Source organism: Pseudomonas sp. AC211 (genome assembly GCF_979258055.1).
In genome coordinates this window covers 3,642,730-3,659,485 of sequence record NZ_OZ409830.1, presented here as the reverse complement: position 1 = coordinate 3,659,485, position 16,756 = coordinate 3,642,730, and the positions used below count along the sequence as shown (strand labels likewise).

The 16,756-nt window shown below is 63.1% G+C and carries 8 protein-coding genes and 6 pseudogenes; 2 read left to right on the top strand and 12 right to left on the bottom strand.

Going from position 1 to position 16,756, the window contains the following annotated elements:
* Positions 1 to 15: 15 nt before the first annotated feature.
* The 3 genes and pseudogenes from ACZZZP_RS17310 to ACZZZP_RS17300 all read right to left on the bottom strand — a co-directional run bounded on the left by ACZZZP_RS17310 (position 16) and on the right by ACZZZP_RS17300 (position 1,711).
* Positions 16 to 201, bottom strand: a complete 186-nt coding sequence (locus ACZZZP_RS17310; protein ID WP_463536742.1) for a hypothetical protein — start codon at positions 199 to 201, stop codon at positions 16 to 18.
* Entirely contained in the window at positions 191 to 337 is a 147-nt protein-coding gene (locus ACZZZP_RS17305; RefSeq protein WP_463536741.1) for a hypothetical protein, read from the bottom strand. The genes ACZZZP_RS17310 and ACZZZP_RS17305 overlap by 11 nt, the downstream gene beginning before the upstream one ends.
* 175 nt (positions 338 to 512) lie before the next feature.
* A pseudogene (locus tag ACZZZP_RS17300) lies at positions 513 to 1,711 on the bottom strand (MFS transporter).
* Between the two features lie 113 nt (positions 1,712 to 1,824).
* Here ACZZZP_RS17300 and ACZZZP_RS17295 point away from each other — a divergent pair.
* Positions 1,825 to 2,749, top strand: a pseudogene (locus ACZZZP_RS17295) (LysR family transcriptional regulator).
* Here the strand turns inward: ACZZZP_RS17295 and ACZZZP_RS17290 are convergent.
* Together ACZZZP_RS17290 and ACZZZP_RS17285 are read right to left on the bottom strand one after the other, a co-directional pair.
* A complete protein-coding gene (locus ACZZZP_RS17290; RefSeq protein WP_463383569.1) occupies positions 2,746 to 3,147 on the bottom strand; it encodes a hypothetical protein in 402 nt (133 codons plus the stop codon). The pseudogene ACZZZP_RS17295 and the gene ACZZZP_RS17290 overlap by 4 nt on opposite strands.
* An 82-nt stretch (positions 3,148 to 3,229) precedes the next feature.
* A pseudogene (locus ACZZZP_RS17285) lies at positions 3,230 to 4,273 on the bottom strand (NAD(P)-dependent alcohol dehydrogenase).
* A gap of 363 nt (positions 4,274 to 4,636) precedes the next feature.
* Here ACZZZP_RS17285 and ACZZZP_RS17280 point away from each other — a divergent pair.
* Complete coding sequence (locus ACZZZP_RS17280; protein WP_463383568.1) at positions 4,637 to 5,488, top strand: CAP domain-containing protein; 852 nt, start codon at positions 4,637 to 4,639, stop codon at positions 5,486 to 5,488.
* A gap of 6 nt (positions 5,489 to 5,494) precedes the next feature.
* Here the strand turns inward: ACZZZP_RS17280 and ACZZZP_RS17275 are convergent.
* From ACZZZP_RS17275 to ACZZZP_RS17245, 7 genes and pseudogenes are all read right to left on the bottom strand, one after another.
* A pseudogene (locus tag ACZZZP_RS17275) lies at positions 5,495 to 5,834 on the bottom strand (tryptophan synthase subunit beta).
* Positions 5,835 to 5,991: 157 nt separating this feature from the next.
* Positions 5,992 to 6,309, bottom strand: a complete 318-nt coding sequence (locus ACZZZP_RS17270; RefSeq protein ID WP_463536740.1) for a type I secretion C-terminal target domain-containing protein — start codon at positions 6,307 to 6,309, stop codon at positions 5,992 to 5,994.
* Positions 6,269 to 6,592, bottom strand: coding sequence for a calcium-binding protein (locus ACZZZP_RS17265; protein ID WP_463536739.1), 324 nt, complete (start codon positions 6,590 to 6,592; stop codon positions 6,269 to 6,271). The genes ACZZZP_RS17270 and ACZZZP_RS17265 overlap by 41 nt, the downstream gene beginning before the upstream one ends.
* Before the next feature lie 112 nt (positions 6,593 to 6,704).
* Positions 6,705 to 7,592 (bottom strand): LamG domain-containing protein, encoded by an 888-nt coding sequence (locus ACZZZP_RS17260; protein ID WP_463536738.1) that lies wholly within the window; start codon positions 7,590 to 7,592, stop codon positions 6,705 to 6,707.
* On the bottom strand, positions 7,483 to 8,433 hold the full coding sequence (locus tag ACZZZP_RS17255; RefSeq protein WP_463536962.1) for a cadherin-like domain-containing protein: 951 nt from the start codon (positions 8,431 to 8,433) through the stop codon (positions 7,483 to 7,485). The genes ACZZZP_RS17260 and ACZZZP_RS17255 overlap by 110 nt, the downstream gene beginning before the upstream one ends.
* 205 nt (positions 8,434 to 8,638) lie before the next feature.
* Positions 8,639 to 9,376, bottom strand: a pseudogene (locus ACZZZP_RS17250) (VCBS domain-containing protein); the annotation flags it as partial.
* Positions 9,377 to 9,380: 4 nt separating this feature from the next.
* Positions 9,381 to 16,682, bottom strand: a pseudogene (locus ACZZZP_RS17245) (Ig-like domain-containing protein); the annotation flags it as partial.
* Between the last annotated feature and the right edge of the window lie 74 nt (positions 16,683 to 16,756).

Genomic DNA, 16,756 nt, shown 5'->3' with positions numbered 1-16,756 from the left:
CCTGCTTATAAACAGTTAGGCCTGAGCGCGCAGCCACTCGCGGGGTGCGTAGTCTTGGCGTTGAGCGCGGGCGGCTTCGTTGGCACGGTTCGCCAGGAAAGCACCTTGTTCAACATTCAAGGTTAGGGCGCCGCTGGCGATGCGCATGTCACGGCGCAGTTCGCGAATCAGGCGGCCGACCATCTTCTCGTTAAAAATCATCGCCGGCTCGATCACCTTGGTGAAGGTTTCGCGGGCGTTTTTTCAGGGTCAACAGCACCGAAGTGTCTGGACGTGGGCTGAACGTGATTTCGTAAGTCGGGAAGGCGTTGAACAGGTGCTTAACGGGATATTTCATTTTTCACCGCTCCATGGGGGTTTTAAGTCGTTGTAGAACATAGAGCAGCAGACGTGCCAACTTTTGAAACCGCTTGCAGCCCAGTAAATTCGGGGCTGCGCCAGTTTTGCAATCAGCCTGCCATTAGCAATTTGCACGATTGCCCTACGGCCGCCATGCAAATCGCATGAAGCGCTTACGCTGGACGGCGCATCATCAGCAATGCCACCACTACGGCTGCCGCTGCGCCCACCGTCGCCAGTACGCCGAGGCTTTCCAGGCCGAAGTGGCGAATACCCAGACCACCGAAAATAGCGCCAAGGCCAATGCCAGCGTTGGCGGCGGAAATGTTCATGCTCGCCGCCAAGGCCTGCGCACTGGCGCCAGCCTGCATGACGCGTACCTGGCAAATCGGGAACAGCGCGGTATGCGCAACACCCCACGCGGTGAGCGCCACCACCAGCCAGAACGTGTGTCCGGCAGCGGGCACGGCGGCGAGCATGCCGGCAGCCAGCATCAGCAGAAACAGCACCATGGCGGCGAGTGGGTTGCGATCAACCATTTTCCCGCCCAGGTGATTGCCGAGCATGCCGACGGCGCCGAAGCCCATCAGCCACCAGCCCACCTGCGCCGACGGAATCGCCGCTAGGCGTTCAAGGGTATCGGCCAGGTAGGTGTACGCGGTGAACATGGCGGTGAAGGCCAGCGTTGAGAGCAACACGTGGGCCAGGAAGCGCGGTTGTTTAAGGATGTCGGTCTGGCGTTTGCCGCTGGCTTGCACAGGCGCGGCAGGCATGGCGGGCATTACCAATTGAATGAGCAGGGCGATTAACAATGCGGCGCCGGCCAACAGCCAGAAACTGCCGCGCCAGCCCAGCGCGTCGGCGGCCAACGTGCCCAGCGGAATGCCAAACACAAAGGCGGCAGAAATGCCCATGTACACCTGGGCAACCGCTTTGCCACTGTTGCCCGGTCCGGCCAGTTGGCCTGCGGTTTCGCTGGCCGTGCTCCAGAACACCGGCAAGAACAGCGCCGCCATAAAGCGCGCCACCGCCAGCACCCAAATGGACGACGACGCGGCGGCCAGCGCGTTGGACGCCACAAACACCAGCAGCACGAACACAAAGAGTTTTTTGCGCGGCAGGTGCGCCAGTTTGGCCGTGAGCAGCGGGCCGAACAGCATCACGGTAAAGGCAAACAGCGTGACCAGCTGGCCGGCCAGAGGAATGGAGATATTCAGGTCCGCGCCAAGGCTGGCAGCAGACCCAGAATCAGGAACTCGGTGGTGAGAATAATGAAGCCGGCGATCGCCAGAATCAGAATGGACAAACCGGCGCGAGGTGCCGCCTTGGACGCGGCGGCGGCGGTAGAAGCCGTTGAAGTGGAAGATTGCATCGTCAGTTGCTCTTGAGAAAACCAGGCGGCAAGCTTATTAGCGAATGCAGGATTCCGATTTGCGCTGGTTTATCCCGACTGCTGTGACCAGAATTCCTTAATGAAGGCGCGCCATGTTTTCCTCTGAACGCTTGAAAGGTATTGATCTGTTCGTCTGCGTAGCCGATGCCGGCAGCTTTACCGCCGCGGCCGAGCGCATGAACCTCACCAGTTCGGCGGTGAGCAAAGGCATTGCGCGGCTCGAATCGCGCCTCAACACGCGGCTGTTCCAACGCACCACCCGGCGCCTGGCACTCACCGAAGCGGGGGTGGATTTCTACCGAACCTGCACGGGTGTGTTAGCCGAACTGGAAGAAGCCGAGCTGGCGCTGCACACCGAACATGGCGAACCGTGCGGCAAGGTGCGGGTCGATTTGCCCGCCTCGTTCGGCCGTCTGCATGTGCTGCCCGTGATTCTCGACTTCGTCGCCGAGCACGGGCTGTTGCACCCCCATGTGTCGTTCTCCGACCGCTTCGTCGATCCGGTGGAAGAGGGCATCGACATCCTCGTGCGCATCGGTGGCCCCGATGAATGGCCCATCGCCCTTGGCCACCGTTACCTGGGCGCAGAGCGCCTGATTTTCTGCGCGGCGCCGCGCTATCTGGCCGAGCACGGCGAGCCGCGCACCGTGCCCGACCTCGAGCAGCACAGCTGCGTGGTGTATGGGCGCAGCGATGGCGGCGTGAACCCGTGGCTGTTTTCCGGCGAGCACGCCGGCGACCGCGAGCGGCGGGTAATGCCGGGGCGTATTGCCGTGGGCGACGGCGAAGCGCAGGTGGTGGCGGTGCTGGCCGGGCAGGGCATCGCGCAGTTGCCGCTGTGGCTGGTGCAAGACCACCTGCACAGCGGCAGCCTGGTGCAAGTGCTGCCGGACTTGGCGCTGGAGGGCTCGCCGATCAACCTGGTGTGGCTCAAAACCCGGCAAAACCTACCGAAGGTCAGCGCGCTGCTGGAGGCGCTGGCGGCTGCGTTTGACACCTTCCGGGCGGCGGCGTTAAGCGTCGCGCAGCAGGTCGTTGGCGTTAAGCAGGTCGAAGGCAATTTGCGGAGTGTGTTCCAGGCCACGGCGAATGGCGGCTGGAATGGCTTGGCGGGTTTTGCGGCACAGGCCTGGCAGGTCGTGCACATAGATGGCAATGCCGCGCATGGTGCGCACTTCGGTGTGCCCGGGGCCGATGTCCAGGCGAATGCCCAATTGCTCGTGCATGCGCCGGCACATGTGTTCCAGGTCGGCCAGGCTGTCGATGCGCTCTAGGCGTTCGAGCAGCTTTTTCTCTTCCAGGCGGGTGAGTCGCACAATACGCAGGTCGGCGTCAGCGGCCGTGCGCAGTTCTTCCAGTCGGCAAATGCAGACACCAGGCGGGCAGGGTTGGCGGATCGGCGTGGCGCTATTCATGGGCTCCGATCATAGCCAGCCCGCCCGGGCTCTTGCCCATGGCTTTTTATCTGGCGCTGCGCGGGCGCAGCGCCAGGGTGGCTCAGGCCAGCGAGGCCATGTCGATGACGAAGCGATAGCGCACGTCCGAGCGCTCCATGCGTTCGAACGCCTCGTTGATCTCATCCATGCGGATCATTTCGCAGTCCGGAAGGATGTTTTTCCGCGCGCAGAAATCCAGCATTTCCTGGGTTTCAGCAATGCCGCCAATGGGCGAACCGGCCAAGCGGCGGCGACCAAGGACGAAGGGCAGGGTCATCTGTTGGTCGATGGGGCCGATCTGGCCGACGATCACCAGCGTGCCGTCGACATCCAGCAGCGACATGTATGGCGACACGTCGTGGCGCACCGGCACCGTGTCGATGATCAGGTCAAAGCTGGACGCGGCTTTTTTCATGGCGTCTTTGTCGGAGGACACCAGCAGCGCGTCGGCACCCAGCTCCAGAGCGTCGGCTTGTTTGTCACTGCTGCGGCTGAGCACGGTCACTTGCGCGCCCATGCCGGCCGCCAGTTTCACCGCCATGTGGCCCAGGCCGCCGAGGCCGATGACCCCAACGCGACTGCCGGGCCCGACATTCCAGGTGCGCAGCGGCGAATAGGTGGTGATGCCTGCGCACAACAGCGGCGCGGCTTTGGCCAGGTCCAACGCGTCGGGCACGCGCAGCACGAACTCTTCACGCACCACCAAATGTTTGGAGTAACCGCCGTAGGTGGGTTCTTTGGTAATGCGGTCGCGGCTGTTGTAGGTCTGGGTGTTGGCCTGGCGACACAACTGCTCTTCGCCTTTGCGGCACTGGTCGCACTCCTGGCAGGAATCGACCATGCAGCCCACGGCCACGGCATCGCCGACCTTGTAGCGTTTCACCGCGCTGCCCACCTCGGTGACGCGGCCGACAATTTCGTGGCCAGGCACGATTGGGAAGGTGCTGAAGCCCTAATCATCCCGTGCCTGGTGGAGGTCGGAATGGCACACGCCGCAGTAGAGAATTTCCATCGCGACATCGTTCGGGCGCAGGGCGCGGCGCTCGAATTTGAATGGTGCCAGGGGCGATTTGGCCGTTTGGGCGGCATAACCAATGGTGAGCATGAAAACCTCCAAATACGCAAAACGTGGGCGAAGAAAATTCGGCGTGTAGCGATCGATCTGTTGCAGTCGGGCCAATGCCCAAGGGGTGCGGCGGGCGGCCAAGTCCTATGCTAGACACTTGCCGGGGTGAAACGCTCCGTTGTCTATCGGGCTATAGCGTGTGGCGCCGTGTTCGCCGACACTCATGGCACAGTGGCATGGGTGAACCTTACCCGCCCCGCTGCGCTCTGATTAGGCATATAAACCTGCATGCCGTTATACGCTCTGCTAATAAGCTGGCCGCTGAAGTTCCGGCGGATTGACCGGGGCAGAGCCAGGCGAAATCGCTGATCATGGGGGCAGTCCGCTCAAAGGGAGAGTTACATGCGCGTCCGTTCAACCGTTGTGCCAGTCGTGTTGTTGTCGTTGTCCGTACTCACTACCACGCCGGTGTGGGCTGATGATGAAACGCAACTGGTGCAGGCCATCAACGCCTACCGCGGCCAGGTTCAGCGCTGCGAAGGCCAGGCCTCGCCAGAGCTGCCGCCGCTGGCCGACGACCCGCGCCTGCGCCTGCGCTCGGACAGCTTCGGCGGTTTGCAGACGGCACTGGCCAAGAACGGCTACCCCATGGTCAATGTGCAAGCCATCAGCCTAGCGGGCGCGCGTGACAGCGATGCGGCGATGAAGGCGGTTCAGGAAAGCTTCTGCCGCGTGATTCTCGACCCACAATTCGTGGATATCGGCGTACGCCGCGAAGGCGATTTGTGGCGCATCACCCTGGCCCGCCCGATGCTCACGGCGCGCATGGGCGACTGGCAAAGCCAAGGCCAACAGTTGCTGCAAATGATCAACACCGCGCGTAACCAGGCCCGCCAGTGCGGCACCCAGGCCTACGCGGCAGCCGCGCCTTTGAGTTGGAACAACACCCTGGCCGGCGCCGCCGAAGCCCATAGCCGGGCCATGGCCAACGGCAATTTCTTCGACCACAAAGACCGCGACGGCCGCACCCCAGGCGACCGCGCCGAGCTGGCTGGCTATGCCGGTCAAGCCATTGGCGAAAACATCGCCGCCGGTAACGACAGCCCGCGCAAAGTGCTCGACGGCTGGCTGGCCAGCCCCGGCCACTGCGCCAACCTGATGAACCCGCAATACCGCGAGCTGGGCGCCGCCTACGCGCTGGACCCACGCAGCGACGCCGGCATTTATTGGACCGCTATGTTTGGCAGCCAATAAGCGGGGCTAGATCACCCCGGTATCGTCATCATTAATCAGCTTATGCAGCCCGCCCAACGCCTCACGCGATTGGGTACGGCTGAGCAGTTTGCTCTGCGCTGCCGGCGGCAAGTCGGTAATGCGCAGCACGCCTTTATTCATCAGCACTGAAATCAAGTCGTCGATTACCCGGATCATCTCCAGATCGCTCTGCTTGAGTTGCATCAGGTTGCTTTCGACGGTCTGGTTCGAATACCAGGCCAATGCCTCTTGATCGTCTGCCGGCAAGGTGCCGTTCATTCCCTCGAACTCGGCGGCTTCGACGCGCGTCCAGCTGGCCCTGCTCATTGCGCTGGATATACAGCATCCGCAAATCCCTCTTGGTTTCGTGCAACACGTTGGGTTGGAAGACAGAGCCGCAGACCCTGCCAGTAGTGTGTAGCGCCTGCAACGCTTTCTTGCCAGGCAAAAAAACGGCGCGAACTCCACACTGCTAGAGAACGCGCCGTTTAGTCCCGCCCTAATTAATGGTGGTCGGTTTTCACCACCGGATCGGTACCTGCCACCAACGACTTGATGATGTCGGCCGAGCTTGAACCGTAGTTGTTCAAGTCCACGCCTTGCAGGGTAATGCTCACATCCGAACCCTGGTCGATATGGCCGCTGGTGCTGACCTGAATGGTCGACGTCGCGGTGTCCACTTTCAGGTAGCTCAGCACGTTGGTGTCGGTGATATCCGGCAGCAAATCGCTGAGGTTGATGCGGTCGCCTTCGCTGGCGTTGAAGTCGGTGATGGTTGATTTACCGACATCGCCGGCCTGCCAGGTGAAGGTGATCTGCACCGCTACCGCCAGTGAGAATGTTGTTGCCGCTGCCGCCGTACAGGATGTCGTCGCCGGCACCGCCGATAAGCAAGTCATTACCGGCGCCGCCAAACAGCGAGTCGTTGCCGTTGCCGCCTTCCAGACGATCGTTGCCGGCCAGGCCGTGCAAGGTGTCGTTGCCGTCACCGCCACGCAGCAGATCAGCCGCTGTCGAGCCGGTGAGGGTGTCGGCGCCCGCCGTGCCGGTGGCCAGCACCGACGTGCCGTTGGCCAGTGTCAGCGCCTGGTAGGTGGTGCTCACATCGCCATTGGCGGCGGTGTTGGTGCCGGTGAAGATCAGCGTGCCCGAGTCGGTGCCGGTGTGGCTGAGGGTCAGGTTGCTGGTGGTCCAGTTGCTCAGGTCGATCAGCGAGTCAGACGCCGGTCGAGGTCGCGGTGTGGCCGTTACCGTCGCTGATGATCATGCCGGCTTCCAGGCCGCTCACTTTCAGCACGCTGGCGTTGTCGGTCACGCTCAGGCTCAGGGTGCTTTCGTTAGTGGTGGTGGCGTTGGCAATCGCGGTGCCCTGGTAGCCGTTTTCCACGTGGTGGATGGCGGCCACTTGGTCAGCGCTCAACACGCCGCTGTAAATGCGCAGGTCATCCAACGCGCCCTTGAAGTAGCTCGTGTCGTTGGCATCTTTACCGTTGCCGGTGAAAGCATTGGTCGCGCCAATTTCCAGCAACTGATTCAGCGCGCCGGTGAAGGCGGCGTCGACCGGGCTGCCGGTGGCTTCCAGTTTGCCGTCCACATACACGTTCACCAGGCCCGTGGAGGAATCGCGAGAGATGGCCACGTTGTGCCACTGGCTGTCGTTAACCGAGGTGGTGCTGTACACGCCGTCGACGTTGCCCAGACCGAAACCGATTTTGCCGGCGGCGTTGATGGCGCCCCACTGAATGTCGTTGCCGCCACTCACTTGTTCGCTGCCGATAATGCTCGGGTTGCTCCACGCGCTGCCGGCGCCGTTGGCGTTGCCTGCCTGGGCGGTATTGATCCAGAACGTCAGCGTGGCGGTGCCCATCAGCGCTGCCGTTACCGAGGTGCTGACATCGATGTGGTCACCGGTGTCGCTGCCGGAGTTGAACACCAGATTCTTGCCGGCGCCCTCGGCGCGGCTGGTGGAACTCAGCTGCGGCAGATCGCCGGTTTTATTGCTGTCGGCATCGGCCAGCGTGCCGGTCTGTTTGGTGATCTCGTTGGTGACGACCGAGCCGTTGCTGGTGGTGGAGTCGAAAGTCCAGTAACCCTTCGGCGTCACGCTGACTGTTGGAATAGCCGCATCGCTGACCGAGTTGACCATCAGGCTGACGGTCGAGGGTTTCGGTCACGCCGCCGGACGTCACGGTGTAGGTGAAGTTCGACTGGCCGTGGTAATCGGCAGTCGGGGTGAACTCCAGCTTGCCGTTGACCAGCTTCACCGAACCGTGGTCCACCGCTACCGAGCCATTGCTGGCAATGCTGGTGCCGTTGATGGCGCTAATGGTGGCGGTGTTGCTGAAGCCATCGTTGCCCAGCACGTTGAGGGTGATGGCGGTGTCTTCGTCTGTCACACCCGTGTCGGCCTTGATATCGGCCACCGGTTTAACGGTGAGCACAGCGCTGTCGGCAGTGGCCACGGTGCCATCGCTGACCGTGTAGCTGAACTTGACCTCGCCGTTCCAGTCTTTGGTCGGCGTGAACGTCCAGGTGCCATCGGCATTGGCAACCAGCGTGCCTTCGCCGGATGTTTTGCTCAGGCCCACCACGGTTAGCGCGTTGCCGTCCGGGTCGGTGGCATTGCCCAGCAGTTGCGCCGAGGTAATGGTGATGGAAGTGTCTTCGTCGCCACTCAGGGCGACCGGCGTTACTGCCACCACTGGCGCATCGTTCACCGGCGTCACGTACATCGTGACGGTGGCGCTGGCGGTGCCGCCTTTGCCGTCGCTAACGCTGTACTGGAAGGTCGCTTCGCCGTTGTAGTTGGCCTCTGGCGTGAAGGTGATCACGCCGTTGTTCAACGCAACGGTGCCGTGGGTGGCGTTCTGCACGCTGGTCAGCGTGAGGGCGTTGCCGTCCACGTCGGAATCGTTCTTTAGCAAGGTGCTGGCGTTGATGGTCAATGCGGTGTCTTCGGCTGTCACCAAGGAGCCGGTGTTGCCGCTGGCGCCGAGCACGGTGTAAGCGGAGTCGGCAGCGCCGGCTGCTTTCACTTCCACTTTCAGCGCGGCGTTGCCGCCTTGGTCCCAATAAACGATCTCGATCTGGTGCGCGCCGCCGGTGGGAATCGTGAAGTTGGCGGTGGTCGATGCTGCGCTGCGGTTGCCCGTCGAACTTGACCACGTCCTGACCATCGATACGCAGGATAAACCCGTCGTCCGAGGTCACTTTGAAGGTGTAGTTGCCGGCCGCCAGGCTGATCTGGCCGCTGAGCTTGATGATCGCGTCGCTGGTGTTACCCGGGTCGGTCGACAGGCTGGCCTTGTCAGTGCCCAGGAACGTTTGCAGGTTGGTGCCTTCACCCAGGTTGGTGCTGACGCCACCGTAGTTCAGGTTGGTGGAAACAAAGGTGGCATCCGGGGTTTTGCCGGCGATCAGCGACTCGACCTGGGAAATGGTCGCCAGGTTGGCGCCGTTGCCCTGTGCATAACCGTAGTACTGACCCGTCAGGCCCAGCACATAGGTGTCAGCCACGGCCACTGGCGCATCGTTGGTGCCGGTGACATTGACGTTGATGACCTGCGTGGTGGTGCCGCCCAAGCCGTCGGACACGGTCGCCGTAAAGGTTTCCGTGCCGGTGCTGCCCGCGCCCAAGGCTTGGGTGGCTGGCTTGCTGTTGTCCAGGGTGTAGGTCCACACGCCGGCGCTGCTCATGGTCAGCGAACCGTAAGTGCCGGTGCCGTTGGCCACGCTCCAGGTGGTGCTTGAACCGTGGTCCGCATCGCTGGCCGTGAGGGTGCCGGTGGCCGACGGGGTGCCCGCCGTGGCAGCGCCCGCAGGCGTCAGGCCGGCCTCGACCACAGTGCCGGTCGCGGCGCTGGCGGCGGAAGTAACCACCGGTTGCATCGTTGGTGCCGTTAACAGTGACGGTGATGACCTGCACCTTGCTGCCGCCCTGGCCGTCGGACACGGTGGCGTTGAAGGTTTCGGTACGGCTCTCGCCCACCGCCAACGCTTGGGTGGCCGGCTTGCTGTTATCCAGGGTGTACGTCCAGGCGCCAGCGGCGCTCAGGGTCAGCGAACCGTAGGTGCCAGTGCCGGTGCCGCTGGCCAGGCTCCAGCTGGTGCTGGAATCGTGGTCCACGTCGGTGGCCGTCAGGGTGCCGCTGGCCGTGGCGGTGCCAGCAGTGGCAGCACCGGCCGGGGTCAGACCAGCTTCGGTGACGGTGCCGGCTGCGGCGGCAGCGTTCGAGGTGATAACCGGTGCGTCATTAGTGCCGGTGACGGTGATTACGGCGGTTTGCGCCACCACCGCGCCTTTGTCATCGACCACGTTGTAAGTGACGGTCAGCGTCTGCTGCTCGCCGGCTTTCAAGGCCTGGAACGCGGCATTGCTTGGGTCCACGGTCAGCACGCTGCCCACGCGGGAAACGCCTGCCGGCAAGGTGCCGACGTTGGCCACGCTGAGGCTGGAACCGCTGTCCACATCGCTGGCGCCGGCCAGCAGGTTGACGGTGAAGCTGGCACCGTCTTCCACGCCCGAGGCGGTGACTGCGCCGCTGACTACAGGCGAATCGTTGGTGCCGGTGACGTTAACGGTGATTACCTGAGTCGCCGTGCCGCCCTGGCCGTCGGAGACGAGGGCCGTAAAGGTTTCTTTGCCAACCTGACCTTCTGCCAGCGCTTGGGTCGCAGCCTTGGCATTGTCCAGCGTGTACGTCCAAACGCCGGCCGCGGTGAGTGCCAGCGTACCGAAGCTGCCGGCGCCACCGTTTGGCAGGCTCCAGGTGGTGCTGGAATTGTGGTCGACATCGCTTGCGGTCAGCGTGCCAATGGCCGACGGCGTGCCCGCGACCACAGCGCCCGGATCGGTATTGCCGGCTTCTACCACGGTGCCGGTGGCGGCAGCGGCGGAAGAGGTCACCACGGGCGCATCGTTAGTGCCGGTGATGGTGATCACGGCGGTTTGTGCAGTCTTGGCGCCGAACTGATCGGTCACGCTGTAATTGATCGTCAGCACTTTCGACTCGCCCACCGCCAACGACTGGAAGCTGCTGTCGGATGGGTTAACGGTAAGGGTCGAGCCCGAACGGGTGACGCCCGCCGGCAAGGTGCCGACATCGGTCACGCTCAGCGCAGCACCGTTATCACCATCGCTGGCATTGGTCAGCAGGTTGACGTTGAAGCTGGCACTGTCTTCAGCGCCCGTCGCGGTCACAGCGCCGCTAACGGTTGGCGCGTCGTTGGTGCCGGTCACGGTGATGGTCGCGGTTTGTGGGGTGACGGCGCCTTTGTCGTCTTCCACGTTGTAGGTCACGGTGATGACCTTGGTTTCGCCCTGCGCCAACGACTGGAAGCTGGCGTTGCTCGGGTTCACGGTCAAGGTGCTGCCCGACAGGCTCACCCCGGCCGGCAAGGCGCTGACGCCGCTGACTTTCAGCAGGGCGCCGGCATCCACATCGCTGGCACCGCTGAGCAGGTTAACCACGATAGCGGCGCCATCCTCGGCGCCCGCCGCCGACAGTGCAGCAGCCACGACTGGCGAATCGTTGGTGCCGGTGACATCGACCGTAATGACTTGGGTAGCGGTGCCGCCCTGGCCATCGGACACGGTCGCGGTGAAGGTTTCTTTGCCAGTCTGGCCTTCGGCCAATGCCTGAGTCGCGGCGTTGGCGTTATCCAGCGTGTAGGTCCATACGCCAGCAGCGGTGATGGCCAGGGTGCCGTAGTTGCCGGTGCCGTTAGCGACCGTCCAGGTAGTAACCGAACCCTGATCAACATCGCTGGCCGTCAGCGTGCCGGAAACGGTCGGCGTACCGGCGACGGTGGCGCCTGCATCGGTATTGCCGGCTTCCACCGCAGTGCCGGTCGCAGCGGCCGGGGAGGAGGTGACCACTGGCGCGTCGTTAACCGGCGTAACGCCGATGTTGATCACGCTATCAACGGTGCCGCCTTTACCGTCGGAAATGGTCACGGTGAAGGTGTCGGAGCCGTTGTAATTGCTGGCTGGCGAATAGGTGAACTTACCGTCCGTACCCACCAGCACCGTGCCGTTGGCCGGACCTGTTTTCAGGGCGTAAGTCAGGGTGTCGCCATCGGCATCGCTGCCCATCACGGCACCGGACAGCGGCGTGTCTTCGGCCGTGGTCAGCGCCTGGTTTTCAGTGATTGGCTTGTCGTTAACCGGCGTAACGCCGACGGTGATCACGCTATCAACGGTGCCGCCTTTGCCGTCCGAAACGGTGACGGTAAAGCTGTCGCCGCCGTTGTAGTTGCTGTTCGGCGTATAGGTGAACGTGCCGTCGGCATTCAGCGCGACGTTGCCGTTAGCGGCCGGGGTTTTCACGGTGTAGCTGAGGCTGTCGCCATCCACATCGGTGCCAGTCACGGCGCCGTTCAGCGGGGTGTCTTCGGCAGTGGTCAGCGATTGGTTGGCGGTAGTCGGTGCGTCGTTAACCGGCGTGACGCCGATGCTGATCACGCTATCAACCGTGCCGCCTTTGCCGTCGGCAACGGTCACGGTGAAGGTGTCGGAACCGTTGTAGTTGCTGTTCGGCGTATAGGTAAACGTGCCGTCGGCGTTCAGCGCGACGTTGCCGTTAGCGGCTGGAGTTTTCACGGTGTAGCTGAGGCTGTCGCCGTCGACATCAGTGCCGGTGACGGTGCCGTTCAGCGGGGTGTCTTCGGCAGTGGTCAGCGATTGGTTGGCGGTAGTCGGTGCGTCGTTAACCGGCGTTACGCCGACGGTGATCACGCTATCAACAGTGCCGCCTTTGCCGTCGGAAACAGTGACGGTGAAGCTGTCGGAGCCGTTGTAGTTGCTGTTCGGCGTGTAGGTGAACGTGCCGTCGGCATTCAGCGCGACGTTGCCGTTGGCGGCCGGAGTTTTCACGGTGTAGCTGAGGCTGTCGCCGTCGACATCAGTGCCGGTCACAGCGCCGGTCAGCGGTGTGTCTTCAGCAGTGGTCAGCGATTGGTTGGCGCTGGTCGGTGCGTCGTTTACCGGCGTAACGCCGATGCTGATCACGCTATCAACCGTGCCGCCTTTGCCGTCGGCAACGGTGACGGTGAAGGTGTCGGAGCCGTTGTAGTTGCTATTCGGCGTATAGGTGAACGTGCCGTCGGCATTCAGCGCGACGTTGCCATTAGCAGCCGGAGTTTTCACGGTGTAGCTGAGGCTGTCGCCATCGGCATCGCTGCCGGTTACGGCGCCGGTCAACGGGGTGTCTTCGGCGGTGGTCAGTGTTTGGTTGCCCACAATCGGCGCGTCGTTATCGGGCGTTACACCAATGCTGATGGTGCTGGTGGTGGTGCCGCCTTTGCCGTCGCTGATCAGGGCCTGGAAGCTGTCCGGGCCGGTGTAGTCCTTCACGGGTGTGTAGGTGAAGCTGCCGTTGGCATCGAGCGTCAGAGTGCCGTGGGCCGGGCCGCTGACCAAGCTGTAGGTCAGCGTGTCGCCGTCAACATCGCTGCCGGTTACGGTGCCGGTCAGCGGGGTGTCTTCTTCGGTGGTCAAGCTTTGGTTGGTGGCGGTCGGTGCATCGTTCTCCGGGCGCACGGTGACGGTCAGCGGCAGGGTAGTGGTGGCGCTGCCGCCAGTCGCTTCGGTGGATGTGGCGCTAACGTGCAGCACGATGGTGCCGTTGAAGTTCGCCGGCGGCGTGAGCGTCAGGCTGCCTTTGGCCCAGCCGGTGATGTCCACGGGGCTGCCGGTGCTGGTCACGCTGTTGCCGTTGCCGTCGCTCAGTACCGAGCCGGCCGGGGCGTCGTCGATGGTGATTTTGCTGATGCTTTCCGAACCGTCGGTGTCGGTCACCGCAGCGGTGATGCTCGACAAGCGAATGGCGTGATCTTCCAGGCCAACGTTGACTTGCTGGCCCAGGCTGATGTTGTCGAGCAGGCCGCCAACGGAGTTGCTGTCGGTGGCACGGAATTCCAGGGTGTAGTTGCCAGCGGTGTCGGCCGGCAGGGTGAAGCTGTAATTGGTCAGCCCGGCGGTGGTGCCGCTCAAGGTGCCGACTTTTACGCCGCCCCAGAACACGTCGATGGCCGAGCTTGCTTCCGAACCGCTGCGTGGCGAGTACTGCAGTTGCACCACGAAGGTGTCGCCGGCTTGCGCGGTAACGGTGGTGTACAGGTTGCTGGCATCGCCTGGGTTGCGTTCCAGTTCGATGACTTGGTTGCTGCTGCTGCCGCCGTTGATGTAGGTGCCTTCGCTACCCACTTCCACCGCGTTGCCGCCGTTACCGGTGTGCCATTGGCCGCCGCCCAGCGAGCCCTCGGAAATGCTGTTGCTGAAACCGCCGCTCAGGTTGATTTCCTGGAAGTCGGTGGACGCCAGTTGGCTGCCGGCACCGAAGGTCAGGGTAGGCGCATCGGCCACTGGCGTGACGTTGATGGCGGCGCTGCCAGTGGTGGAGCTGGCGCCATTGTTGTCGATGGCTTTGAAGTCGAACGTGGTGCTGCCGCCCCAGTTGGCGGTGGGCACGAAATACACCGGGCCGCTGACCACTTGGCCAACGTTGATGGCTTGCGTGCCGGCTGCATCGGAATAGAGGGTGCCGTGGTCCGGGAGCGATTCAATCGAGTAGCTGGTGACGGTGCCGTCGACGTCGCTGCCGGCCAGGGTGACGGCAATCGGCGCCGCCGAATCTTCATTGCCGCTGGCGACCACGGTGCTGCTGGCAACCGGTGCGTCGTTGGTGCCGTTGATGGTCACGGTCACGGTGGTCGGCGTGCCATCGGCACTGACTACGGTGAAGGTGTCGCTGACGCTCTGGCCGACGTTCAGGTTGTTGTAGGCCGAGTTGGCCTGGTAGGTCCACGCGCCGTTGGCGTTGACGCTAAAGGTGCCGTAGGTGCCGGCGGTGTTGGTTTGCGCGGCGAAGGTGGCCGGGCTGTCGATGTCGCTAATGCTCAGCGTGCCGCCGGTGGTGATGGCGGCATCGGTTTCGGCCACGGCCACGTTCGCCGGGGTGAGCACGGCAGCATCGTTAACCGGGTTGACGTTCACGGTCACGGTCGCGGTTTCAGTCACGCCGCCCGAGGTCACGGTGTAGGTGAAGGTATCGGTGCCGTTGTAGTTGGCGGCTGGTGTGTACACCAGCGTGCCGTCGGCGTTGAAGGTCACGCTGCCATGGGCGCCTTGGGTTACCGAGGTCACAGCACGGCCGGCGTTTTCGAAGTTGTCGGCAGTGCCGCCGCCCACGCCGGTGATGGCGTTGAAGGTGAGCACGTTGTCTTCGTTGACGCTGACGGTATCCGGGCGGATGTCGGCCACGGCATCAACGCGAATGGCGACGTTGCTGTTGGTGGTCAGGCTGCCGTCGGTGCTGCTGATTTTCAGGTTGTCGACGCCGTTGTAGTCGGCGGTCGGCTTGTAGTTCAGGCCTTGCAAGGCGGCGTTGATGGCCGCCGAGCTGCCGCTGAGCACCAGGCTGCCGGTGCCATTGCCGGTCACGGTTACGCCGCCGGCCAATGGGCCGAGGGTCAGGGTGCCGTGGTCGACATTCAAGGTGGTGGTCAGGTTGGCGCTGTCGATGTCGCCGGTGGCGATGCTGTTGCCGCGCAGCACTGAGAACACTTTGCTGGTGTCTTCGCTGGTCACTTGCACGCTGCTCGGCGCGGTAATGAACGGTGCGTCGTTAACCGGCGTGACGGTGATGTTCAGGGTGGCGGTGCTGGTGGCGGTGCCATCGCTCAAGGTGTAAGTCACAGTCGGCACCGGGCCGTTGTAGTTGGCAACCGGGGTAAAGGTGAAATCACCGTTGGCGCTGATGGTCAGCTTGCCGACGATCGTGTTCAGGGTTTCGCCGGCGTTGGCACTGAAGGTCAGCGGTCCGACCGAGTAGCTGAACTTGGTCACGGACAACACCGCGCCCGCATCCACATCGCTGTCGTTGGTGATGACGTTGCCGGTGATCACCGTGTCTTCGCTGCCCGACTTCACGTCGGCCACGGCTACCGGTGCATCGTTGCGGCCGTCGATGGTGATGGTGGCCGTGGTTGGCGTAACGCCGCCGTTGCTGTCGATAACGTCGTAGGTGTAATTGAGCACCACCTGCTGGCCGGCAGCCAGGTAGGTGTAGGCGTTCGGGTTGACGCTCAGGGTGCCGTCTGCGTTCAGCGATACGCCGGCAGTGTTGCCGCCGCTGGTTTCCTGCAGATTGGCCACGCTGAGGCTGTCGCTCAGGTCTACGTCGCTGGCGTTTTGCAGCAGGTTAACGGTGAGCGGGGCAGCGTCTTCGTTGGTCGCGGCACTCACAGCAGCACTGACCACTGGGGCGTCGTTAACGCCGTCGATGGTGATAGTGGCGCTGGCCGGGGTAACGCCGCCGTTCTGGTCGACCACGTTATAGGTGTAGGTGAGGGTGACGCTCTCGCCGGCGGCCAGGTAGTTGTAGGCGCCGGGGGTCACGCTCAGGGTGCCGTTGGCATTGATGGTGACGCCTGAAGCATCGCCTGCGCCGGACTGGGCAACATTGGTCACGGTGACCACATCGCCCTTGTCGACATCGCTGGCGCTGGCCAGCAGGTCAACCGTCAGGCCGCCGGCGTCTTCGTTGGTGGTAACGGTGACATCGCCGCTCACCACCGGGGCATCGTTTACGCCGGTGATGGTCAGGGTCAGCACGTTGTTGCTGGTCAGGCCGCCGCTGTCGGTGACGGTGAACGGCACGTTAAGGGTCAGCTGTTCGCCGGCCGCCAGGTTCTGGTACGCCGCGTTGCTCGGGTCGATGGACCAGGTGCCATTGCCGTTCAGGGTGAAACCGGCTGGCGCGGTGGCGCCGGCTTGCAGGGTGAAGGTTTGGGTGTCGCCGGTATCGACATCGCTGGCGGTCAATTGGCCAGAGATGATGGCGCCGTCTTCAGTGGCGCTGCCGTTGGCGGCATCGGCCACCGGTGCATCGTTAACCGGCGTCACGCCGATGTTCACGGTCAGGGTGTCGCTGGCGCCACGGCCATCGGTCACCACCACCTGGAAACTGTCGGGGCCATTGTAGTTGGCCACCGGGGTGTACACCCACACGCCTTGCGGGCTCAGCGTCAAGGAACCGTTCGCCGGGCCGGTGCCCACCAGGGTGTACGTCAATGCGTCGCCGTTGTTATCAACAGCGGTGAAGGCGCCGTTAAAGGCCACGTCTTCGTCGGTAGTGACATTAATTGTCGGACTTGCATCATTTCCGTCGGCAGTGACGAAACGCGGCGCCACGTTTTGCTCGGCGCCGAACGCTTGCTGCTGAACAACCCCATCACCGTCCGTCGTGTTGCTGAAGTTGATGCCGA

Coding starts and splice junctions, on each gene's coding strand:
- ACZZZP_RS17310 (WP_463536742.1), bottom strand. CDS start 201: ATGATTTTTAACGAGAAGATGGTCGGCCGCCTGATTCGCGAACTGCGC.
- ACZZZP_RS17305 (WP_463536741.1), bottom strand. CDS start 337: ATGAAATATCCCGTTAAGCACCTGTTCAACGCCTTCCCGACTTACGAA.
- ACZZZP_RS17290 (WP_463383569.1), bottom strand. CDS start 3,147: ATGAATAGCGCCACGCCGATCCGCCAACCCTGCCCGCCTGGTGTCTGC.
- ACZZZP_RS17280 (WP_463383568.1), top strand. CDS start 4,637: ATGCGCGTCCGTTCAACCGTTGTGCCAGTCGTGTTGTTGTCGTTGTCC.